The 21,004-nt window shown below is 68.3% G+C and carries 20 protein-coding genes; 12 read left to right on the top strand and 8 right to left on the bottom strand.

Annotated features, from left to right (window positions below; translation table 11 throughout):
- Positions 1-35: 35 nt before the first annotated feature.
- From proW to LG334_RS17940, 4 genes are all read right to left on the bottom strand, one after another.
- Positions 36-1,001, bottom strand: coding sequence for a glycine betaine/L-proline ABC transporter permease ProW (gene proW / locus LG334_RS17955; protein ID WP_404380067.1), 966 nt, complete (start codon positions 999-1,001; stop codon positions 36-38).
- A 3-nt stretch (positions 1,002-1,004) separates the two neighbouring features.
- Positions 1,005-2,198 (bottom strand): glycine betaine/L-proline ABC transporter ATP-binding protein ProV, encoded by a 1,194-nt coding sequence (proV, locus tag LG334_RS17950; RefSeq protein ID WP_404380065.1) that lies wholly within the window; start codon positions 2,196-2,198, stop codon positions 1,005-1,007.
- A gap of 388 nt (positions 2,199-2,586) precedes the next feature.
- Complete coding sequence (locus tag LG334_RS17945) at positions 2,587-2,850, bottom strand: hypothetical protein (protein WP_404380063.1); 264 nt, start codon at positions 2,848-2,850, stop codon at positions 2,587-2,589.
- 7 nt (positions 2,851-2,857) lie between these two features.
- Positions 2,858-3,073: a dodecin gene (locus LG334_RS17940; RefSeq protein WP_404380061.1), complete on the bottom strand. Its 216-nt coding sequence runs from the start codon at positions 3,071-3,073 to the stop codon at positions 2,858-2,860.
- A gap of 99 nt (positions 3,074-3,172) precedes the next feature.
- Between LG334_RS17940 and LG334_RS17935 the strand changes: the two genes are divergently transcribed.
- On the top strand, positions 3,173-4,441 hold the full coding sequence (locus tag LG334_RS17935) for an NAD(P)/FAD-dependent oxidoreductase (RefSeq protein ID WP_404380059.1): 1,269 nt from the start codon (positions 3,173-3,175) through the stop codon (positions 4,439-4,441).
- Here LG334_RS17935 and LG334_RS17930 read toward each other — a convergent pair.
- On the bottom strand, positions 4,416-5,315 hold the full coding sequence (locus LG334_RS17930) for a JmjC domain-containing protein (protein WP_404380057.1): 900 nt from the start codon (positions 5,313-5,315) through the stop codon (positions 4,416-4,418). The two genes, LG334_RS17935 and LG334_RS17930, sit on opposite strands and share 26 nt — an antisense overlap.
- Before the next feature lie 118 nt (positions 5,316-5,433).
- On the opposite strand from LG334_RS17930, the gene LG334_RS17925 reads away from it, so the two are divergent.
- The 5 genes from LG334_RS17925 (at position 5,434) to mtgA (ending at position 9,739) form a co-directional block, all read left to right on the top strand.
- Positions 5,434-5,700: a hypothetical protein gene (locus LG334_RS17925; protein ID WP_404380055.1), complete on the top strand. Its 267-nt coding sequence runs from the start codon at positions 5,434-5,436 to the stop codon at positions 5,698-5,700.
- A gap of 103 nt (positions 5,701-5,803) precedes the next feature.
- Positions 5,804-7,033 carry an NAD(P)/FAD-dependent oxidoreductase gene (locus tag LG334_RS17920; protein WP_404380053.1) on the top strand — a complete coding sequence of 410 codons (1,230 nt, stop codon included), beginning with the start codon at positions 5,804-5,806 and terminating at the stop codon, positions 7,031-7,033.
- A complete protein-coding gene (locus LG334_RS17915; protein WP_404380051.1) occupies positions 7,033-7,656 on the top strand; it encodes a tyrosine phosphatase family protein in 624 nt (207 codons plus the stop codon). The genes LG334_RS17920 and LG334_RS17915 overlap by 1 nt, the downstream gene beginning before the upstream one ends.
- Positions 7,657-7,743: 87 nt before the next feature.
- A complete protein-coding gene (locus tag LG334_RS17910; RefSeq protein ID WP_404380049.1) occupies positions 7,744-8,931 on the top strand; it encodes an acetyl-CoA C-acyltransferase family protein in 1,188 nt (395 codons plus the stop codon).
- Positions 8,932-8,959: 28 nt separating this feature from the next.
- Entirely contained in the window at positions 8,960-9,739 is a 780-nt protein-coding gene (gene mtgA / locus LG334_RS17905) for a monofunctional biosynthetic peptidoglycan transglycosylase (RefSeq protein WP_404380047.1), read from the top strand.
- 58 nt (positions 9,740-9,797) lie between these two features.
- On the opposite strand, the gene arsM is transcribed toward mtgA, so the two are convergent.
- Positions 9,798-10,658: an arsenite methyltransferase gene (arsM, locus tag LG334_RS17900; RefSeq protein ID WP_404380045.1), complete on the bottom strand. Its 861-nt coding sequence runs from the start codon at positions 10,656-10,658 to the stop codon at positions 9,798-9,800.
- A 131-nt stretch (positions 10,659-10,789) separates the two neighbouring features.
- Positions 10,790-11,299 carry a flavin reductase family protein gene (locus LG334_RS17895; protein ID WP_404380043.1) on the bottom strand — a complete coding sequence of 170 codons (510 nt, stop codon included), beginning with the start codon at positions 11,297-11,299 and terminating at the stop codon, positions 10,790-10,792.
- A 424-nt stretch (positions 11,300-11,723) separates the two neighbouring features.
- Here LG334_RS17895 and LG334_RS17890 point away from each other — a divergent pair, with 424 nt between their 5' ends.
- From LG334_RS17890 to LG334_RS17880, 3 genes are all read left to right on the top strand, one after another.
- Complete coding sequence (locus LG334_RS17890) at positions 11,724-12,197, top strand: MarR family winged helix-turn-helix transcriptional regulator (protein ID WP_404380041.1); 474 nt, start codon at positions 11,724-11,726, stop codon at positions 12,195-12,197.
- Between the two features lie 159 nt (positions 12,198-12,356).
- A complete protein-coding gene (locus LG334_RS17885; protein WP_404380039.1) occupies positions 12,357-13,943 on the top strand; it encodes a peptide chain release factor 3 in 1,587 nt (528 codons plus the stop codon).
- 2 nt (positions 13,944-13,945) lie between these two features.
- A complete protein-coding gene (locus LG334_RS17880) occupies positions 13,946-14,539 on the top strand; it encodes an HD family hydrolase (protein ID WP_404380037.1) in 594 nt (197 codons plus the stop codon).
- Between the two features lie 239 nt (positions 14,540-14,778).
- Here LG334_RS17880 and glgC read toward each other — a convergent pair whose 3' ends face one another.
- Positions 14,779-16,080, bottom strand: a complete 1,302-nt coding sequence (gene glgC / locus LG334_RS17875) for a glucose-1-phosphate adenylyltransferase (RefSeq protein ID WP_404380035.1) — start codon at positions 16,078-16,080, stop codon at positions 14,779-14,781.
- Between the two features lie 315 nt (positions 16,081-16,395).
- On the opposite strand from glgC, the gene glgA reads away from it, so the two are divergent.
- From glgA to LG334_RS17860, 3 genes are all read left to right on the top strand, one after another.
- On the top strand, positions 16,396-17,838 hold the full coding sequence (glgA, locus tag LG334_RS17870; protein ID WP_404380033.1) for a glycogen synthase GlgA: 1,443 nt from the start codon (positions 16,396-16,398) through the stop codon (positions 17,836-17,838).
- A 92-nt stretch (positions 17,839-17,930) separates the two neighbouring features.
- Positions 17,931-20,408 (top strand): glycogen/starch/alpha-glucan phosphorylase, encoded by a 2,478-nt coding sequence (locus LG334_RS17865; RefSeq protein ID WP_404380031.1) that lies wholly within the window; start codon positions 17,931-17,933, stop codon positions 20,406-20,408.
- A 172-nt stretch (positions 20,409-20,580) separates the two neighbouring features.
- Positions 20,581-20,991: a DUF4168 domain-containing protein gene (locus LG334_RS17860; RefSeq protein WP_404380029.1), complete on the top strand. Its 411-nt coding sequence runs from the start codon at positions 20,581-20,583 to the stop codon at positions 20,989-20,991.
- Positions 20,992-21,004: the final 13 nt, after the last annotated feature.

Genomic DNA, 21,004 nt, shown 5'->3' with positions numbered 1-21,004 from the left:
TCAAACGTGCTTGATGCAAAGGGCGGCGCGCGGGATCAGGTGGTCTCGCGCTTTTCGGCCGTGTCGCCGGCAACGCGCGCCTTCTTCTGGCCGAAGAAGAAACGCGCCGGCCCGCGGTCCCGCCAGGTGGCGCCGGCCTTCTCCCGCTGGGAGGTGCCGAGCGCCTGGGTTAAACGGTCGATGATGATGGCCAGGATGACGATGCCCACGCCGCCGACGGTCGCCAGGCCCATGTCCAGGCGCCCGATGCCGCGCAGCACCATCTGGCCCAGGCCGACGACGCCGATCATGGACGCGATGACGACCATGGACAGCGCCAGCATCAGCGTCTGGTTGACGCCCGCCATGATGGTCCGCATGGCCAGCGGAAGCTGGACCTTGAACAGAAGCTGGTGCGGGCTGGCGCCGAAGCTGTTGGCGGCCTCGATGACGTCGCCGGGCACCTGGCGGATGCCCAGGTTGGTCAGGCGGATCAGCGGCGGCAGGGCGAAGATGATGGTCACCACCACGCCCGGCACGTTGCCGATGCCGAACAGCATGACGATGGGCACCAGGTACACGAAGGCCGGCAGCGTCTGCATGGCGTCCAGCACCGGGCGCAGCGCCATCTGGGCCCGGTCGCTGCGCGCCAGCCAGATGCCCGTCGGCACGCCGATCAGGATACAGAAGAACACGCTGGTCAGCACCAGCGCGAGCGTCGTCATGGCTTCCGACCAGGCGCCGATCAGGCCGACGATGGTCATGGACACGACGGCGGCAATGCCCATGCGGCCGCCGGCGATCTGCCAGCCGATGAGGCCGATGATCGCCAGCATGGCCAGCGCGGGGATGCCGTTCAGCAGGCCGTCGATGCCCGTCAGCACGCCGTCCACCGGCCAGCGGATGGCCTGGAAGACGGGGCGGAAGTTGTCGACCAGCCAGTCGAGGCCCGTCTCCACCCAGTCGCCGAGCGGAATGACGGCGTCCTCGAAGGGATTGAGAAGCGTGTTGCCTTCGGCCATGGATCAGCCCTCCCGGTCCAGCGTGCGCAAGAGGCGCGCCTTGGAGATGGCGCCCAGGTACTTGCCGTTTTCGTCGGTGACGGGAATGGCGATGGGGCTTTCGGCCACCGCTCCCAGCAGGTCGGTCAGCATGGTGTCGCCGTTCACGGGTTCGACGATGGGCAGGTAGGCATTGGAGAAGCGCGGCTCCGCCTGCTCCTTCAGCGCGACGCGCAGAGACTCGACGGTGACGCAGCCGTGGTACTTCATCTGCTTGTCGATGACGAAGCCGTACTCGCGATCGTAGTCCTCCAGCCGCTTCAGCGCCGTGCGCACGCCCATGTCGGCGCGGTCGATGACCGTCACCTGTTCCTTGCGGGCGATGTCGCGCGCCGTCAGCACCTTGGAGACGTCGACCCCGCGGAAGAAGCTGCGGACGTAGTCATCGGCCGGGTTGCGCAGGATTCCATCGGGCGTGCCCACCTGGACGACGCGGCCGCCTTCCATGATGGCGATGCGGTCGCCGATGCGCATGGCCTCGTCCAGGTCGTGCGAGATGAAGATCACGGTGCGGTCGCTGTCGGCCTGCAGCTTGATCAGTTCGTCCTGCATTTCCGTGCGGATCAGCGGGTCGAGCGCGGAAAACGCCTCGTCCATCAGCATGATGGAGGGCTCCGCCGCCAGCGCGCGGGCCAGCCCGACGCGCTGCTGCATGCCGCCCGACAGTTCCGACGGATAGCTGTGGGCGTTGGTCTTCAGCCCCACCTGGTCCAGCGCCGTCAGCGCGCGCTCGTGCCGTTCCTCTTTCGGCACGCCGGCCAGTTCCAGGCCGAAGGCGGCGTTGTCGATGACGGTGATGTGCGGCAGCAGGGCGAAGGACTGGAACACCATGCTCATGTCGCGGCGGCGCAGGTTGCGCAGTTCTTCCTGCGACAGCTTGGCGATGTCCTGCCCGTCCACCACCACCTCGCCGGCGGTGGGTTCGATCAGGCGGTTGAGCAGGCGCACCAGCGTCGACTTGCCCGAGCCCGACAGGCCCATGACGACGAAGATCTCGCCCTTGTTGACGCTGAAGCTGGCGTTGTTGACGCCCACCGTATTGCCCGTGCGCTCGAAGATGTCGGCCTTGGACACGCCGTCCTGGGCCATCTTGAGCGCTTCACTGGGGGAGGGGCCAAATATCTTGTAAAGGTTTTTGACGACCAGTTTTTCGGTCATATGAGAATGCCTCATGGATTAGGCATAAAGAGACACGGGCTGCCGCATTACCGGGAGGCCGGTAATGTGAAGCCCGGAAGGATTGTTATTTACCAACTTAGCACCAACCGGCGCGTTTATCAAGCGTTTCGAGGGATTACAATAAAAAGTGAAAGTTTTATTTGACCGCGCGCTGCGATAGACGGAATTTCATGGAACAACAGAAGATCCGGACTGCATCTTTGGTTTGACCAAGCAGACAGGAAATCAAAACGGCCAGGACTGGTACCGTGCACGGCGACGTCAACCGCCGCGTGCAACGGGCCGTTGCGTCCGCGTTTCGCCGTGCAGGCGCAGGAGCCTTCCCATGCCGCGCCGCCTGCCGGTCGGCCTGATCGGCGGACAGGGTCTAATCGCGGGCGGCGGCGGGTTCGTCTGCGGTTTTGGGAGATTGCGCAGGGGCAGAAGCCGTATCGGCCGGCACGCAGGTCCACGAGGCCCCGTCGGTGAAGTGCCCCTGGAGCCAGAGCTGCGTCGCGCGGCCGACCGTCTCGCACTGATCCATGCTCGCCATGGGCTGCATGGTCAGGTCGCCGCCGATCGGCGCGCCGTCGGGTCCGGTCATGTAGGTCCAGACCAGCAGGAAGGCGGCGGCGCCGGCGGCGGCTGTCATGGCGGGATCAGTCCTCTTTTTCGTAGCGGAAGCCGATCTTCACCGTAACCTGGAAGTGGCCGACGTCGCCATCGACGATGTGGCCGCGCAGTTCCGACACCTCGAACCATTCGGTGTTGCGGATGGACTTGCCGGCGGTCTTGATGGCGTTGCGGATGGCGTCGTCGATCGACGTCTTCGAGGAGCCGACGACCTCGGTCTTGCTGTAGACGTGGTCGCTCATGTGACCTCCATTGTCTGTGGATGCGTGTAGAAGCTCTGTCCCCGTCAACGAGGGCGAGCGCCCTTGCGTTGCCCCGCCTGCGCCGGATAAAGGATGGCCATGAACCCGTCCGAGTCCGTCGTCCCGTCTTCCTCCGCCCCGCGCATCGGCATCGTCGGCGCCGGCCCCGCCGGGCTGTTCGCCGCCGAGCTGCTGGCGGCGCGCGGGGCGGCCGTCACGGTCTTCGAGGCCAAGCCGTCGCCCGCCCGCAAGCTGCTGATGGCCGGCCGCGGCGGCCTGAACCTGACCCACTCCGAGCCGCTGGACCGCTTCGTCGGCCGCTACGGCGCCCGTGCCGGCTGGTTCGCGGGGGTTCTGGAGGACTTCCCGCCCGACGCCCTGCGGGCGTGGTGCAAGGGCCTCGGCATCGACACCTTCGTCGGCTCCTCGGGCCGCGTCTTCCCCGACAGCTTCAAGGCGAGCGTGCTGGTGCGCGCCTGGCTGCGGCGGCTGGAAAGCCTGGGGGTGACGCTCCGCCCCCGCCACCGCTGGACCGGCTTCGGCGCGGCGCCGACGGTGCTGGCCGTGGAAGGACCGGAAGGTGCGCGGGAAGAGACCTTCGATGCCGTCCTGCTGGCGCTGGGCGGGGCATCCTGGCCGCGGCTGGGCTCCGACGGCGCCTGGGCACCGCTGCTGGCTGATCGGGGCGTGGCGCTGGCGCCCTTCCGCCCCAGCAACTGCGGTTTCCGGGTTGAGTGGAGCGCCTTCCTGCGCGACCGCCACGCCGGGGCGCCGCTAAAAAACGTCGCGCTCTCGTTCGGCGGTCGCAGCGTGAAGGGCGAAATGGTTGTGACGGCGGCCGGCATCGAGGGCGGCGTCGTCTACGCGCTGTCGGCGCCGTTGCGCGATGCGCTGGACGCCGAAGGGGCGGCGGTGGCGCACCTGGACCTCAAGCCCGATCTGCCGGAAGCGGCCGTGGCGGAGCGCCTGGCGGCGCGGCGCGGCGGCAAGTCGCTGGCCGCGCACCTCAAGGCGGCGCTGAAGTTCACGCCGGTGATGGTGGCCCTGGCGCACGAGGTCACGGACGACGCAACGCGCGCCGATCCCGCCCGCCTGGCCGCCGCGCTCAAGGCCCTGCCGTTGCGGCTGACGGGCACGGCGGGACTGGAGCGCGCCATTTCCTCGGCCGGCGGGGTCCGGTTCGATGCGGTGGACCCGGCGACGCTGGAACTGGCGGCATTGCCGGGCGTCTTCGTCGCCGGCGAGATGCTGGACTGGGAGGCGCCGACGGGCGGCTACCTGTTGCAGGGCACCTTCGCCAGCGCCCGGCGCGCGGCCGACGGCATGGCGCTTGAGCTGGGCCTCAGCGCGGTTTCACCGCCCCTATGATCGCCGCGCGCGCCTGCGCAGGCAGCGGCCTGCCGGCGCCGGGGCTGCGGGTGCCGCCGGCCTTCGCCCTGGCCTGGGCGGCCTGCGCCTGTTCCTGCGCCGTGGGGCCGGTGATCGGGAAGCTGTAGCCGCCACGGCGGGTGCGGAAGTGCTCCGTCTGGTACTGGCGCAGGAAAGCGCGGCTCTCGGCGTCCGACGCCATGGCCTTCAGCCGGTCCCCCAGATCCGCGAGTTGCGCGGCCAGGGCGGTGTCGTAGTCCGCCGCCTCCGGGTGGGGCAGGGCGCGGCGGAAGGCGGCGTCGGCGGGGGCGCGGTTCATCAGCAGGGTCAGCAGATCCATGCCGATCACCTGGGTGACGCCGTAGGCGACATGCACGCAGTCGTCCGTGCGGCACAGGGCGTCGTGGTATTGCCCGCGCGGAATGTAAAGCAGGTCGCCCGGCTTCATGACCAGGGTTTCGGCCACCCGGCCGGCGCGGCGCCGGCGTTCCTCCAGCGGCAGCTTCTTGAAGGCGGGGTGGTTGATGGGATCGGGGTCTGCGCCTTCATAAAGATGCCACTCCTTCTCGCCCTCGCAGTGCAGGGCGAAGACGTCGTGGCTGTCGCTGTGAACGCCGAAGGCCTGGTTGCTGCGGCGCGAGTAGTACAGATTGGCCTGCGCCCTGCCGGCCAGGGCGTCTTCCAGCACCGCGCCCACCGCCCGCAGGCCGGCGTCCAGCGTGTCCAGGCGGTTGAGGCCAAGCGAGCATCCGGCGCGCACCAGATCCATCACCTTGGCCGGATCGGGCTGGAGCACCTGCTGGTTGCGCCGGTCGGTCTCGGGCGTGCAGTAGGCCTGGGGCGGGACCGTGCGGGTGGCGTCCTTGACCACCATGGTCCACGGCCTTTCTGCCCGCGCAGGTTGGTTGCGTCAAGGCGGTTCCGTCGCGCGGTCAAGGCGGATAGACTGCGGTCGCGCAAACCCGAGCCGTCCTCAAGGAGATGTTCATCCCATGGCAAAGCGCCCCGACGCGCTGCACCGCGACCTTCTCGCCCGCATGGAACAGTGCCAGACCGCCGAAAGCCTGAACGACGAGGTCATCATTCCCTTCGTCGCGGCGCTGGAAAAGGTCTGCGCCGCGCGCGGCTATGTCCTCAACATTTTCGGCGAGAGCGCCAACCTGGCCGTCAGCGACGACGAGGCCGCGCCGGTGATCTATGACCTCATAGACGAATACCTGGACAGCCGGGCCGCCGATGACCAGGATGATGAGGGCTGAACGGATATCTGTCGCAGCCTTTCGACACAACGTGGGCAAAACGACGATAAAACGTCGATAAAATATCTGTAAACCGGACCCGCCGCCAGACCAGGGAGACCGAATGTCCGCCGCCGCCGCGCCGCCGAAGACCACCGGAAGCCCGCCGTCGTCCAGCGACGTCGTCATCGTCGGCGGCGGCATCATCGGCAGCGCCATCGCCTATTTCCTGGCGAGCGACTCCGGCTTCGGCGGAACGGTCACGGTCATCGAGCGCGACCCGAGCTATCGCGAAAGCTCCACGGCGCTGTCGGCGGCGTCCATCCGCCAGCAGTTCAGCGTGCCCGAGAACATCGCCATGTCGCTCTACGGCATCCGCTTCCTGCGCGAGGCCGCCGAGCGTTTGGCGGTGGACGGCGACGACGGGCCGGCGCTGTCGCTGGTGGAGGGCGGATACCTGTTCCTCGCCACGCCCGACACGCGCGGCATCCTGGAGCGCAACCACGCGCTGCAGACCGCCGCCGGGGCCGACATCGCCTGGCTGGAACCCGCCGACCTGACGGCCCGCTTCCCCTGGCTGACCACCGACGACGTCTCTGCCGGCACTCTCGGCCTGAGCGGGGAGGGGTGGTTCGACGCCTACGCGCTGCTCCAGGGCTTCCGCAAAAAGGCGCGGTCGCTGGGCGTGACCTATGTCGACGACGAGGTGACGGGATTCGAGCGCGCGAACGGCGGCAGGGGCGACGTCTCGGCCGTCCTCATGCGGTCGGGCGGGCGCATCGCCTGCGGCACGGTGGTCAACGCCGCGGGCGCGCGGGCCGGCGACGTGGCGGCGCTGGCGGGGGTGGAACTTCCCGTGCGGCCGCGGCGGCGCTGCGTCTTCGTCTTCGACTGCCGCGAGCCGGTGCCGGGCTTGCCGCTGATGGTCGATCCGTCGGGCGTCTACGTGCGGCCGGAGGGGGACCGCTTCATCTGCGGTGTCTCGCCCGGCGAGGCCGACGACCCGGACACCCTGGCGCTTGACGTTGATTACCCCCTGTTCGATGACCATATCTGGCCCATCCTCGCGCACCGCGTTCCCGCCTTCGAGGCGATCAAGCAGGTGGGCGCCTGGGCGGGCTTGTACGAGGTCAACACCCTGGACCACAATGCCGTCCTGGGCCCGCATCCCGAGGCCGGGAACCTGCTGTTCGCCAACGGCTTCAGCGGCCACGGCCTGCAACAGGCTCCCGCCGTGGGGCGCGGCATCGCCGAGTGGATCGTGCACGGCCGCTGGGTCAGCCTGGACCTGTCGGCCTTTTCCTACGACCGCATCCCGGCCAACCGGCCGGTGCGAGAACTGAACGTGGTGTGATGACGACCGACCAGACCCGCTCCGGCGCCGATGCGCGCGCCTCCGCCTGCGGCGACCTGCTGCACACGGACCTTTTGCCCTATCCCATCTCCATCTGCGGCCTGCGGGAGCTGATGACCTTTTCCGAAAAGGGCGTCAGCCACGTGGTCACCATCATTGATCCCGATTACCCCGACCCCGAGGTGTTCGAGATCTATCCCGAGCATACCCGCGTGGTCTGGCGCTTCGACGACCACGTCACGCCGGTGGACGGCGCGGTGATGCCCGACGAGGCGGCCGTCGACCGTATCCTGGAACTGGGCGAGCGCCTGCGGGACAGCCACGTCGACCACCTGCTGATCCACTGTCACGCCGGCGTCTCGCGCTCCACCGCCACGGCAGCCATCCTCATGACCCAGTTCAATCCGGGCCGCGAGGAAGAGGCCTTCGAGCACCTGCGCCAGATCCGCCCGCGCAGCTGGCCCAACGGGCTGCTGTGCGCCATCGCCGACGAAAAGCTCGGCCGCGACGGCAAGCTGGTGGAGGCCATGGCCCGCCACCATGACATCGTCGCCGAGCAGGACCCCGCCCTGGCCGAATACCTGCGCATCAACGGCCGCGCCCACGAGGTGCGGCTGCGCTAGTCCAGGGCTTCAGGCCACGAAAGACTTCCCCCAGCGGCGTCGGCGCGTTTCCCTGCCGCCCCGCACAACCGCGAAGAGAGGAACCCCATGTCCCAGACCCGTGATGTCGTTATTCTCAGCGGCGTGCGCACCGCCATCGGCGATTACGGCGGAGGCCTCAAGGACGTGCCCGCCACCACGCTGGGCGCCACCGTCATCAAGGAGGCGATCAAGCGCGCCGGCATCGAGGCCGCCCAGGTCCAGCACACGGTCATGGGCAACGTCATCCACGGCGAGCCCCGCGACATGTACCTCTCGCGCGTCGCCGCCGTGGAGGCCGGCATTCCCAACGAGGCGCCGGCCATGACGCTCAACCGCCTGTGCGGCTCGGGCGTGCAGGCGATCGTCTCGGCGGCGCAGCTCATCAAGCTGGGCGATGCCGACGTGGCCGTCGCCGGCGGGGCGGAAAGCATGAGCCGCGCCGCCTACATGCTGCCGGCGGCCCGCTTCGGCCAGAAGATGGGCAATGCCGCGGTGGTCGATGCCATGGTGGGCGCCCTGTCCGACCCGTTCGGCCACGGCCACATGGGCATCACCGCCGAGAACGTGGCCGAGCGCCACGGCATTTCGCGCGAGCAGCAGGACGCCTTCGCTGCCGAAAGCCACAAGCGCGCCGCCGCCGCCATCGAGGCCGGCCACTTCAAGGACCAGATCGTCCCGGTCGAGCTGAAGTCGCGCAAGGGCACCACCCAGTTCGACACCGACGAGCACGTCCGCGCCGACGCCACGCCCGAGGGCATGGCCAAGCTGCGCGCCGTGTTCAAGAAGGACGGCACCGTGACCGCCGGCAACGCCAGCGGCATCAACGACGGCGCCGCCGCCCTGGTGCTCATGGAGGCCGCCGCCGCCGAGGCCAAGGGCTACAAGCCCATGGGCCGCATCGTCTCCTACGGCCATGCGGGCGTCGATCCCGAGGTCATGGGCATCGGTCCCATCCGCGCCGTGCCCCAGGCGCTGGAGCGCGCCGGCCTGACCGTCGACGACCTGGACGTGATCGAGAGCAACGAGGCCTTCGCCGCCCAGGCCTGCGCGGTGTCCAAGGAACTCGGCCTGCCCGCCGACAAGGTGAACCCCAACGGCGGTGCCGTGGCGCTCGGCCACCCTGTCGGCGCGACCGGTGCCATCATCACCGTCAAGGCGCTGTACGAGCTGCACCGCACCGGCGGCCGCTATGGCCTGGTGACCATGTGCATCGGCGGCGGCCAGGGCATCGCCCTGGTGGTCGAGCGCCTGTAAACCCGCACGTCCCGCCTCTAGCCGCCCTATGGTCGGACGCCCCGCCGGTCCCCCCGAGGAAACGCTGCCCCGCCGCCGCATCTTTGTGCGCGGCGGCGGGCGCGCGCGTGGGGACGGCGGCGGCGGCGGCTGGTTCAAGCGCGTCCTGGCGGCGCTGTTGCTGGTCGTGCTGGTGCTGCCGGCGGTGCAGGTGGCCTTCCATCGCGCCGTGCCCGTATGGATCACGCCGCTGCAGGTCCAGCGCTTCGTCGAAGGCCACGGCATGACCCGGGAATGGACGCCGCTTGAGGATATCAGCCCCGAGTTGATCCGCGCCGTCATCGCGTCCGAGGACGCGCAGTTCTGCGCCCACTGGGGCTTCGACTTCCGCGAAATCCGCAACGCCTTCCGCGAGTGGCAGTCGGGCGAGCGAATCCGGGGCGCCTCGACCATCTCCATGCAGACGGCGCGCAACGTGTTTCTTTGGGCCGGTCGCGATCCGGTCCGCAAGATGCTGGAGGCCTACCTGACCCCGTGGATCGAGGCCGGATGGTCAAAGAAGCGGATCATGGAGGTCTACCTGAACGTCATCGAATGGGGGCCGGGCCTGTACGGGGCCGAGGCGGCGGCGCAACGCTACTTCGACAAGCCGGCGGCCGACCTGACCCGGCGCGAGGCGAGCCTGCTGGCCGCCGTGCTGCCGGGCCCGCTGCAATGGTCGCCGGCCGATCCGACCGCCTACCTCCAGCGCCGCGCCGGCACCATCCGCGCCCGCATCCCCTCCGCCCCCACGCCGGGGGAGGAGAACGACCCCTGTCCGGTGAAATAGGCGGGCTTGCGCTTGAGGTGTGCGAGGAAGGCCCGGCCTCCCTCGCGCTTCTGGAGCCTCAGGCCTTCACCGCCGTGATGTCGGCGCTGAGCACGTAGTCCTCGACGCCCGTTCCCGGCGCCCAGTCGGCGATGATGTCGCGGCTGTCTTCCTTTACGGCCACCGACACCTCGGCGAAGCCCGCCTCGCTCAGCCACCGTTCCAGGTCGCTCACCAGGGCGGCGCCGCCCATGCAGCCGCACATCATGTGTTCGTCGGTGGTCCAGGCCTCGGGCAGGGGCTTGACGGCGACCGTGTCGCTGATCTGGAGGCGGCCGCCGGGGCGCAGGATGCGGAAGCATTCGCGCAACACCCGCGGCTTGTCCGGCGACAGGTTGACGACGCAGTTGGACAGGATGACGTCCACCGTGCCGTCGGCCACCGGCAGGGCCTCGATCTCGCCCAGGCGGAACTCCACCTGCGCAAGGCCCAGCTTGCGGGCGTTGGTGCGGGCCCTGGACAGCATCTCGGGCGTCATGTCGACGCCGATTACGCGCCCTTCGGGTCCCACGGCGCGGGCGGCGAGGAAGCAGTCGAAGCCGCCACCGCTACCCAGGTCCACCACCGTCTGCCCGGGATCGAGCGCCGCGATGGCCGTCGGATTGCCGCAGCCCAGGCCCAGGTTGGCGCCGTCCGACAGCCCGCCCAGGTCCTCGGCGCCATAGCCCAGGCGCTCGGCGGCAATGCGGGCCAGTTCGGGCGCCGCCTGCTCGCCGCAGCAGCCCGAGGAGGCGGCGGGCCCGGGCTCGGCGGCAGGCGTCGGGGCCGGGCCGCAGCAGCCGCCGGAGGACTCCGCGGCTGGGGCGGGCGGGGCGTCGGCGCCGGCAGCGCGGGCATAGGCTGCGCGGACGGAGGCGCGGGCGGCGTCGTGGTCGGTCATGGATGGGGCCCTGTCGTTCGGGGTGAGTGTTTCCGCCAGTCTGCCACGCCAATGGCTGCCGGTGCAGTCACGGCTGCGTGACGCTTTTCCGTCATGGCGCCGGGGCGCGCGCGGAGCCCGGGCACGCCGCCTCAGTCAAAGCCGGGGTGCGGTTCGGCGACGGCGTAGCGGCCGCCGGAGTAGATCAGCGGCTCGCCGGGGCGGGCGTCGTAGCGCATGACCTCGCCGATGTAGATGACGTGGTCGCCGCCCGGGTGGGTGGCGACGGTCTTGCACTCGAAGTTCGCCAGGCACCCGGACAGCAGCGGCAGGTCCGCATGGCCGCTTTCCCAGTCCAGGCCCTGGAAGCGCTCGCCGGGGGAGGCGAAGCGGTTGGACACGTCCATCTGGTCGGACGCCAGCACGTTGACCGCGAAGTGGCCGGCGTGCTGGAAGGCGGGCAGGATGGCACTGTCGGTGGTCAGGCTCCACAGCACCAGCGGCGGGTCCAGCGATACCGAGGAAAAGGAGTTGACCGTCAGACCCTGCGGATGGCCGTCGGCGTCGCGCGTGGTCACGACGCACACCCCGGTGGCGAACTGGCCGAGTGCGCGGCGGTAATCTCGGGTGTCGAAGGGCTGCGCTCTCATGGGCAGGGTCATGCGGGAACGTCCTTTGCGGCAGGTCTCGATGAAAAAACGGGCCGGACGGCGGCCTGGATCAGTGCCGGCGCGGCGGCGGGCAGACCATGGCCCATTTCCGTGGCCAAGAAAACCCCGATGGCGCCCGAGTCGTTTCCCGCGCCGATGGAGCCGGCGACACCATTTCAAGCATCGAATGATCCTACCGGGTGGTTGAACAGTAAAAGGGTCAGGGTGGTCCGGTGCGGCAAGTCGCAGCGTCACCCTGCGGTACCTATTCAAATGGATAGAGGCCCTTCCAGGGCTTATCCAACCGGCTCGACTGAGAAACCCAGGGTTACCGCCGCTTTCCACGATTTGGGAAAACACGCGGCGACTGTATTATGCGGTTTACACCATCCACCGTTCGTATAATGTTGTGCCGGAAGCTTGGCATGGGGCAACGATGCAGGATTACGAAACGGACGCCCGAGAGGACGACCGCCTTGAGCTGCGCACGTGGTTGCGTCTGGTGACGTGCTGCAACCTCATGGAGCGGGAGATCCGCGTGCGCCTGCGCGACTCGGCAACCGTGACGCTGCCGCAGTTCGACCTGCTGGCGGTGCTGGCGCGGGCGCCCGACGGGCTGGTCATGGGCGACATTTCCCGCCGACTGATGGTCACCAACGGCAATGTCACCGCACTGGTCGACCGGCTGGTGCGCGAGGGCCTTCTGGAGCGCGAGGTCAACCCGCGCGACCGGCGCGCGCTGGTGGTGCGGCTGTCGGAGCAGGGCTGGCGCGTCTTCAACACGGTCGCCCCGGCGCACAACGAGTGGATCGACGAGCTGATGCGCGATATCCCGCGCGACAAGGTGGAGGCCCTGTACGACCTGCTGGCGGACCTGAAGCTGTCGGTCAGCGAGGCGCGGACGAGCTAGCGGGCGGTCCGGTCCTTTCCCGATCGCGGGCGGCGCCCCATATGGCGGATCAGCGGCCGCGGGCGGCGGCGTCCACCGGGCACCGGCTTGTGCGGGCGGCCGTGTTCTGTTACGCACACGGCCAATCGAACACGCATTATCCGCAGAGTCCCCGCATCCATGACCAGCCTGGACAGCAACGTCGCTCGCCGGCGTACCTTCGCCATCATCTCGCACCCCGACGCCGGTAAAACGACGCTGACGGAAAAGCTGCTGCTGTTCGGCGGCGCAATCCAGCTGGCCGGCGCCGTCAAGGCCCGCGGCGAGCAGCGCCGGGCGCATTCCGACTGGATGAAGGTGGAGCGCGAGCGCGGCATTTCCGTCGCGTCCTCGGTGATGACCTTCGACTACCAGGACCACACCTTCAACCTGCTCGACACGCCGGGCCACGAAGACTTTTCCGAAGACACCTACCGGGTGCTGACGGCGGTGGACAGCGCGGTCATGGTCATCGACGCCGCCAAGGGCATCGAGGAACAGACCCGCAAGCTGTTCGAGGTCTGCCGCCTGCGCGACGTGCCCATCATGACCTTCGTCAACAAGATGGACCGCGAGGCCCGCGACCCCTTCGACATCCTGGACGAGATCGAGCAGTCGCTGGCCCTGGACGTCACGCCGGGCAGCTGGCCCATCGGCATGGGCAAGAACTTCCTGGGCGTCTACGACCTGTTCAAGGACCGCCTGGTGCTGATGGAGCGCAGCAAGGGCGAGATGCCCGACGAGGGCGAAAGCTGCTCGGGCCTGGACGATCCCAAGCTCGACAAGATGCTGCCCTCCTGGGCCATCGAGAAGCTGCGCGAAGAGGTCGAGATGGCGCGCGGCCTGTGCCCCGAGTTCGACATGGAGGCCTACCGCGCCGGCACCATGACGCCGGTCTTCTTCGGATCGGCCGTGAACAATTTCGGCGTGCGGGAAATGCTCCAGGCCCTGGGCGAGGTCGCGCCGCCGCCGCGCCCGCAGCCCACCGCCGGCCGCACGGTGGAACCCGACGAGGACAAGGTGTCGGGCTTCGTGTTCAAGATCCAGGCGAACATGGACCCCAAGCACCGCGACCGCATCGCCTTCATGCGCATGTGCTCGGGCCACTTCAAGCGCGGCATGAAGCTCAAGCACGTGCGCTCGGGCAAGCTTGTGAACATGCACAACCCCGTCATGTTCCTGGCCCAGGACCGCGAACTGGCGGAAGAGGCCTTCGCCGGCGACATCATCGGCGTGCCCAACCACGGCAACCTGCGCATCGGCGACGCCCTGACGGAAGGCGAGGACCTGCGCTTTACCGGCATTCCGTCGTTTGCGCCGGAAATGCTCCAGAAGGTGCGGCCGGAAGACCCGCTGAAGGCCAAGCACCTGGGCCGCGCCCTGTGGCAGATCGCCGAGGAAGGGGCGGCGCGCGTCTTCAAGCCGCGCTTCGGGTCGGACTGGATCGTCGGCGTCGTCGGCTCGCTGCAGTTCGACGTGCTGGCCGACCGCATCCGCACCGAATACGACGTGCCGGTGCGGTTTGAGCCCACGACCCTCTACACCGCCCGCTGGGTGACGTGCGAGGACCCCCAGGTGTTCAAGAAGTTCCAGGACGCCAACGGCCAGGCGCTGGCCGAGGACCACGACGGCGACCTGGTGTTCCTGGCGCGCAACGCCTGGCACCTGGACCGTGCCGGAGAGGACTTCCCGGCGCTCAAGTTCCACAAGACCAAGGAGCACGCCTGACCGTGGCCGGCGACCGCGCGCAGCAGATCCTGGATTTCCTGGAACTGGCCGACCGCTTCAAGTTCGTGGAGCGGCGCGGCTATGTGACGGGCGGGGAGCGCCGCGAGAACGACGCCGAACACACCTGGCACATGGCGCTGGTGGCGCTGCTGCTGCACGGCGAGATTGAGAACCGCGCCGACGTGGACCTGGGCAAGGCCCTGTCGATGATCCTGGTCCACGACCTGGTGGAGATCGAGGCCGGCGACACCTATGCCTACGATGACGCCGCCATCGAGGGCCAGGACGAGCGCGAGCAGGCGGCCGCCGATAAGATCTTCGGCACGCTGCCCGAAGACCTGGGCAAACGGTTCCGCGCGCTGTGGGAGGAGTTCGAGGCCCGGCAAACGCCCGAGGCGCGCTTCGCCAAGGCCTGCGACAACTTCCAGGGCTTCATGCAGAACGCCATCTCCGGCGGCCGGGCATGGCGCGAGAACGGCGTCGGCAAGGAAGACACCCGGCGGAGGACCGACTTTCCGCGTGGTGTCGATCCGGTGTTCGACGCGCTCATTACCCGGCTGTACGAGCGGACGGATCGCGAGGGCAGCTTCGGCTGAGGCCGGGTGGCTTTTTCGGCTGACGCCGGGCGGGCTGCCGCCCGCGCCCGCTTGGAGGGCCCAGCCCTCCAAACCTCCCAGTTTTTGCGGAGTTGGAGGGTTGCGCTGGCTGCCGGCGGCGGATGCAAATGCGAGCTTCGTAGGTGGAGTTGGGCCGCCGAAGAACCCGTCGCCCCAGCGAAAACCCGCTCCCCAACTCCCCGAGGGAGGCCGTGCCTTCCTCGCATCACCGCCGGCTGTCAGGCCGGCTCCACCGATCGCGGCGCCGGGCTTTCAAGTGCCTCGAGCATCCGCTGCGTAATCAGCGTCACGCCCCGCTCCGTCACATGGAAGCGACGGGCGTCGAGCGTGCGGTCCTCGCCGACCACCAGCCCCTCCGGCACGCGACAGTTGTTTCCGATGATGGCGTTGCGGATGCGGCAGTTGCGGCCGATGTCGGTGCCCGGCAGCACCACCGTGTTCTCCATCGTCGAATAGCTGTTCACGCGCACGTTGGAGAACAGCAGCGAGCCCCGCACCGTCGCGCCGGAGATGATGCAGCCGCCGGAAACCAGGCTGTCCACGGCCATGCCGCGCCGGTCCTCGTTGTCGAAGACGAACTTGGCGGACGGCAGTTGCTCCTGATAGGTCCAGATGGGCCAGCCCTGGTCGTAGAGGTCCAGTTCCGGGGTGACGTTCACCAGGTCGAGGTTGGCTTCCCAGTAGGCGTCCACGGTGCCGACGTCGCGCCAGTAGGGCTCGGCGTCGGGGGTGGAGCGCACGGCGCTGTCCGACAGGCGGTGGGCGATCAGCTTGCAGCGGCCGATCAGCCCCGGAATGATGTTCTTGCCGAAGTCGTGGGCCGAGGTGGGGTCGGCGGCGTCGGTTTCGAGCAGGTCCTCCAGGAACGGCCGGTTGAAGATGTAGATGCCCATGGAGGCGAACGCCCGCGTCGGGTCGCCGGGCATGTGCGGCGGATCGGCGGGCTTTTCCAGGAAGCCGACGATGTTGTCGTTCTCGTCGGCATCGACCACGCCGAAGCCCTTGGCCTGCTCCAGCGGCACTTCGACGCAGGAAACGGTGACGTCGGCGCCGGTTTCCAGGTGGTGGGCCAGCATGCGGCTGTAGTCCTGGCGGTAGACGTGGTCGCCGGCCAGGATGAGGATGTAGTCGGGGTCGTGGGCGCGGATGGTGTCCAGGTTCTGGTAGACGGCATCGGCCGTGCCGCGATACCACGCTTCGTCGCGGGTCTGCTGCTGGGCCGGCCACAGCTCCACGAACTCGTTGATTTCCGCACGGAAGAAGGACCAGCCGCGCTGGATGTGGCGGATCAGCGTGTGGGCCTTGTATTGGGTCGGGACCGCGATGCGCCGGATGCCGGAGTTGATGCAGTTGGACAGCGGAAAGTCCACGATCCGGAACTTGCCGGCGAACGGCACGGCCGGCTTGGCCTCGTCGTCGGTCAGCGCCATCAACCGCGATCCGCGCCCGCCGGCCAGAACCAGCGCCAGCGTGCCCTTGAGCGCGCGGTTCAGGTCGTAGGCCACGTCCATCTGGTCCATCCACATCCTCCGTCGTTGGCGGCCGTTCCCCGCGACCGGTCCGCGCATCCCCCACGATTGGAAAGGACTTTTGCACGGCCGCCGGGCCAGGATCAATTACAGGAGGGTGAAACAGTCCAACTCTATCCGAAGGTCCATGAGGGCCGTATATCCAGTGGGTTACCCGCACCCACGGGATGAAAGCCGCAAGGGAAATGTCATTATTCGGGTGTTGCCTCGCCTTGCGAAATGCCATGAATTACCCGATCGTTTCCGCCCGCCACCCGGCGGCCGCTTCCGCCGGCTGCCGCTGCCCATCATGAGACAGGACATTCCATGCGCGTTCTCATCGCCGCTTCCGAGGTCTACCCGCTCATCAAGACCGGAGGGCTGGCCGACGTGGCCGGCGCTCTGCCGGGCGCGCTGGCGGAACTGGGCGTGGAGGCGCGGGTGATCCTGCCGGGCTATCCGGCGGTGAAGGACAAGATCGGTGAATGGCGCGCGGTGGTGGACCTGGGCGAGGTCCTGGCCGCCCATCACGTGCGCCTGATCGAGGGGCGCATGCCCGGCAGCGACATCGCGGTGTGGCTGGTGGACTGCCCGTCGCTCTACCACCGCGGGGGCGGGCCGTACCTCAACGAATGGGGCCACGACCACCCCGACAACTACCTGCGCTTCGCCCTGCTGTCGAAGGTGGCCGCGCAACTGGGCACGCCCAAGAGCCCGGCAGGCTGGCAGGCGGACGTGATCCTGTGCAACGACTGGCAGACGGGTCTCGTGCCCGCCTACATGGCGCTGACCGACGGTCCCGGCGCGGCGACGGTGTTCTCCATCCACAACATCCAGTTCCAGGGCATTTTCGGGTCCGATATCCTGGACCAGATCGGCCTGCCGCCGCACTGCTTCGACATGCACGGGCTGGAGTTCCACGGCCACGTCAGCATGCTCAAGGCCGGATGCTACTACGCCGACCGCATCACCACCGTCAGCCCCACCTACGCCGAGGAGATCAAGCACCCCGACGGCGGGCGCGGCCTGGACGGCCTGCTGCGGGCGCGCGCCGGCGATCTGACGGGCATCCTCAACGGCGTCGACTATGCCCAGTGGGACCCGGCGCGCGACCACCTGCTGCCAGCCGGCTATTCGGCCGGGGACCTGTCGGGCAAGGCCGCGTGCAAGGCCGCCCTGCAACGGGAGTTCGGCCTGGCGGAACGGGCGGAGGCGACGGTGTTCGGACTGGTCTCGCGGTTCTCGGAGCAGAAGGGCATCGACCTGGTGCTGGGCGCCGTCGACCACATCCTGGGCCGCGGCGGACAGGTGGTGCTGCTCGGCTCGGGCGACGCTTGGCTGGAGAGCGCCATCTATGGCCTGGGCGGCGCGCATCCCGGCAACGTCGGCACCTGGATCGGCTATGACGAGGGCCGCGCCCACCGCGTCCAGGCGGGCGCCGACGTGTTCCTGGTGCCCTCGCGGTTCGAGCCCTGCGGGCTTACGCAGATGTACGCTTTGCGGTACGGTACTCTGCCTCTGGTGCGGCGCACGGGCGGACTGGCCGACACGGTGGTGGACGTTGCCGAGCACCCGGCCGAGGGCACCGGCTTCGTGTTCGACGAGGCCTCCGCCGCCGGACTGATCGGCGCCGTCGACCGCGCCTTCGACCTGTGGGGTCAGCCGGCCTGGGCAGAGGCCCAGCGCCGCGGCATGGAGCGCGACTTCGGCTGGCGCCGGGCGGCGGAGCAGTACAAGGCCCTGTTCGAGAGCCTGCGGGGCTCCGGCTGACGCGAAACAGCCGCACGAGACACGCGACAATCCAGCGCGCGACGACGTTGTCACACGACGCGCAGACGCAAGACCATCGGGGAAAGAGAGACATGGACCAGACGGCGAACCAGGCCGCGGCGGCACCCGCACCCGCGATAGACCTGAGCAGTGTGGAGGCCATCAAGGATCAGCTCCGGAGCTTCATGGTCCACAGCGTGGGCGTGGACCCGGACTTCGCCAGCCAGCGCGACTGGCTCTATGCCCTGGCGCAGCTGGTGCGCGGACGGCTGTCGGAGGAATACCTCGCCACCGCCCGAGCGCAGTACGACGCCGATGCGCGCAGGGTCTACTACCTGTCCATGGAATACCTGACGGGCCGGTCGCTGCTGAAGCACCTGTATGATCTGGGCGTCCACGACCGCGTCGCCGAGGCGCTGAAGGACATGGGCCAGAGCCTGGAGGCCATCCAGGAGTTCGAGTACGACGCGGCGCTGGGCAACGGCGGCCTGGGTCGGCTGGCGGCCTGCTACCTGGACAGCATGGCGACCCACGGCTATCCCGGCTTCGGCTACGGCATCCGGTACGAGTTCGGCATGTTCACCCAGCGGGTGGAGGGCGGCCAGCAGGTCGAGCACCCGGAGACCTGGCTGCGCTACGGCAACCCGTGGGAGTTCGAGCGCCCCAACGTCATCTACCCGGTGCGCTTCCGCGGCCGCCTGACGCATTTCAAGAACGACCACGGCGAGACCGTCACCCAGTGGGTGGATACCACCGACGTCATCGCCATGGCCTACGACGTGCCGGTGCCGGGCTACGGCTCGGGCAAGGTGGTGAAGCTGCGCCTGTGGTCGGCGCGCGCGACGCGGGACTTCGACCTGCGCTACTTCAACGAAGGCAACTACATCGATGCAGTGAAGGACAAGACCATCAGCGAGAACCTGTCCAAGGTGCTCTATCCCATGGACACCACGCTGATGGGCCAGGAACTGCGGCTGATGCAGGAGTACTTCTTCGTCAGTGCGTCGTTGCAGGACATCATCGCCCGCCACCACCGCAAGCACGCCAGCCTCGACACCCTGCCCGAGAAGGTCACCATCCAGCTCAACGACACGCACCCGAGCCTGGCGGTGCCCGAGCTGATGCGCCTGCTGATCGATCATTACGACTACGATTTCCAGAAGGCCTGGGACCTGACGCGGGAGGTGTTCAACTACACCAACCACACGCTTCTGCCGGAAGCCCTGGAGACTTGGCCGATCGCCATGCTGGAGGCGGTGCTGCCGCGCCACCTGGATCTGATCTACAAGATCAACTTCGATTTCCTGCAGCAGGTGAAGTACGCCTTCCCCGGCCAGCCCGACGTCCTCAGCCGCATGTCGCTGATCGACGACGCCGGCCGCCGCGTGCGCATGGCGCACCTGTGCGTGGTGGGTTCGCGCCGGGTGAACGGCGTGGCGGCGCTGCACACCGACCTGATGCGCGCCCACGTCTTCGCCGACTTCAACCGCATGGAGCCCGACAAGTTCGTCAACGTAACCAATGGCGTCACGCAGCGCCGCTGGCTGCTGCAGGCCAACCGCCCGCTGGCGGACCTGATTACCGAAGCCATCGGCGACGGCTGGAAGACGGACCTGTCCAAGCTCAAGGACCTGGAGCCGCTGGCCGAGGATGCGGCCTTCCGCGAGCGCTTCGCCGCCATCAAGCGGGCCAACAAGACGCGCTTCGCCGACATGGTGCGTGACCGCACGGGGTTCGAAGTGTCGCCGGACATGATGTTCGACACGCAGGTCAAGCGCATCCACGAATACAAGCGCCAGCTTCTGAACGTGCTGCACGTCATCACGCTCTACAACGACCTGCGCAACGGCCGGGGCGGGGACCGCATCCCCCGTGCCGTGACCTTCGGCGGCAAGGCGGCGCCGGGCTACTTCATGGCCAAGCTGATCATCCGTCTCATCAACGACGTGGCGATGGTCATCAACCACGACCGCTCCATCAAGGACCGGCTGAAGGTGGCCTTCGTGCCCAACTACAACGTTTCGGCCGCCGAGATCATCATCCCCGGCACCGACCTGTCGGAACAGATCTCGACGGCCGGCACCGAGGCGTCCGGCACGGGCAACATGAAGTTCGCCCTGAACGGCGCGCTGACCATCGGCACGCTGGACGGCGCCAACATCGAGATCAAGAACGCGGTCGGCGACGACAACATCTTCATCTTCGGCAAGACCGCCCACGAGGTTGGCGACATGCGCGCCGGCGGCTACCATCCGCGCGAGTACTACGACACTAACGAGGCCCTGCGGAACGCCGTGGACATGATCGCCGGCGGCTTCTTCAACGCCGACGACCCCGGCCGCTACCTGCCCATCCGCGACACCCTGCTGTCGGGCGGTGACCACTTCTTCCTGATGGCCGACTACCAGAGCTACATCGACACGCAGGCGCAGGTGGAGGCCGTGTATGCCGACCAGGACGCCTGGGTGCGCAAGGCCATCGTCAACGTCGCCAACATGGGCGGGTTCTCGTCGGACCGCTCCATCCACTCCTACGCCAAGGACATCTGGCGCGTGCAGCCGGTGGGTTGATCGACGGGGCCGTCGATCCGGAGCCTTCTGTGGGGCGGGCGTGACGGCCTGCCCCATTCTTTTCACAGCACGTCGCGAAACCGTGGCGCGGGTCCCGCCGTCTGTGGGGTAGTGAAAGGGCGGCACGCCGCATGCCCTTTCCCACGCGAGACACCACGAAAGGACACCCTCCATGCGTTCCATGATGAAGCGTTTCGCCCTGCCCATGGTCTCCGCCGCCCTGCTCGCCTCGCCGGCCGCCGCCCAGACGCAGGGGGAAACCCCGATGCAGGGCCAGGGAGAAATGGCGGCGGATTTCAGCGCCGAAAAGCTTAAGTCCTTCGCCGAGGCCGTGGAGGGCATCCAGCAGGTGGCCCGCGACTACGCCCCGCGCCTGCGTGACGCTGATAACCGGCAGCAGGTGGCCGACCTCGAGCAGCAGGCCCAGGACGAAATGCTGCAGACCGTCCAGGACGAGGGCCTGACGGTCGAGGAGTACAACCAGATCGCCGTGGCGGCCCAGACCGACCCGCAGCTGGCCCAGGAAATCCAGGGCTACATGACCGAAGGCGCCGGGGCGACCGGCGGCGGCCAGTCCGACTGACCGCCCCCGACCG

The organism is Caenispirillum salinarum (assembly GCF_044803115.1).
Taxonomy (GTDB): domain Bacteria; phylum Pseudomonadota; class Alphaproteobacteria; order Rhodospirillales; family Rhodospirillaceae; genus Caenispirillum; species Caenispirillum salinarum_A.
The sequence above is the reverse complement of the archived record's forward strand: the minus strand, read 5'-3'. Positions and strand labels throughout refer to the sequence as shown.

Coding starts and splice junctions, on each gene's coding strand:
- arsM (WP_404380045.1), bottom strand. CDS start 10,658: ATGACCGACCACGACGCCGCCCGCGCCTCCGTCCGCGCAGCCTATGCC.
- glgC (WP_404380035.1), bottom strand. CDS start 16,080: ATGGACCAGATGGACGTGGCCTACGACCTGAACCGCGCGCTCAAGGGC.
- LG334_RS17925 (WP_404380055.1), top strand. CDS start 5,434: ATGGCAAAGCGCCCCGACGCGCTGCACCGCGACCTTCTCGCCCGCATG.
- LG334_RS17890 (WP_404380041.1), top strand. CDS start 11,724: ATGCAGGATTACGAAACGGACGCCCGAGAGGACGACCGCCTTGAGCTG.
- LG334_RS17940 (WP_404380061.1), bottom strand. CDS start 3,073: ATGAGCGACCACGTCTACAGCAAGACCGAGGTCGTCGGCTCCTCGAAG.
- LG334_RS17860 (WP_404380029.1), top strand. CDS start 20,581: ATGCGTTCCATGATGAAGCGTTTCGCCCTGCCCATGGTCTCCGCCGCC.
- LG334_RS17930 (WP_404380057.1), bottom strand. CDS start 5,315: ATGGTGGTCAAGGACGCCACCCGCACGGTCCCGCCCCAGGCCTACTGC.
- glgA (WP_404380033.1), top strand. CDS start 16,396: ATGCGCGTTCTCATCGCCGCTTCCGAGGTCTACCCGCTCATCAAGACC.
- mtgA (WP_404380047.1), top strand. CDS start 8,960: ATGGTCGGACGCCCCGCCGGTCCCCCCGAGGAAACGCTGCCCCGCCGC.
- LG334_RS17885 (WP_404380039.1), top strand. CDS start 12,357: ATGACCAGCCTGGACAGCAACGTCGCTCGCCGGCGTACCTTCGCCATC.
- LG334_RS17910 (WP_404380049.1), top strand. CDS start 7,744: ATGTCCCAGACCCGTGATGTCGTTATTCTCAGCGGCGTGCGCACCGCC.
- proW (WP_404380067.1), bottom strand. CDS start 1,001: ATGGCCGAAGGCAACACGCTTCTCAATCCCTTCGAGGACGCCGTCATT.
- proV (WP_404380065.1), bottom strand. CDS start 2,198: ATGACCGAAAAACTGGTCGTCAAAAACCTTTACAAGATATTTGGCCCC.
- LG334_RS17945 (WP_404380063.1), bottom strand. CDS start 2,850: ATGACAGCCGCCGCCGGCGCCGCCGCCTTCCTGCTGGTCTGGACCTAC.
- LG334_RS17895 (WP_404380043.1), bottom strand. CDS start 11,299: ATGACCCTGCCCATGAGAGCGCAGCCCTTCGACACCCGAGATTACCGC.
- LG334_RS17920 (WP_404380053.1), top strand. CDS start 5,804: ATGTCCGCCGCCGCCGCGCCGCCGAAGACCACCGGAAGCCCGCCGTCG.
- LG334_RS17935 (WP_404380059.1), top strand. CDS start 3,173: ATGAACCCGTCCGAGTCCGTCGTCCCGTCTTCCTCCGCCCCGCGCATC.
- LG334_RS17865 (WP_404380031.1), top strand. CDS start 17,931: ATGGACCAGACGGCGAACCAGGCCGCGGCGGCACCCGCACCCGCGATA.
- LG334_RS17915 (WP_404380051.1), top strand. CDS start 7,033: ATGACGACCGACCAGACCCGCTCCGGCGCCGATGCGCGCGCCTCCGCC.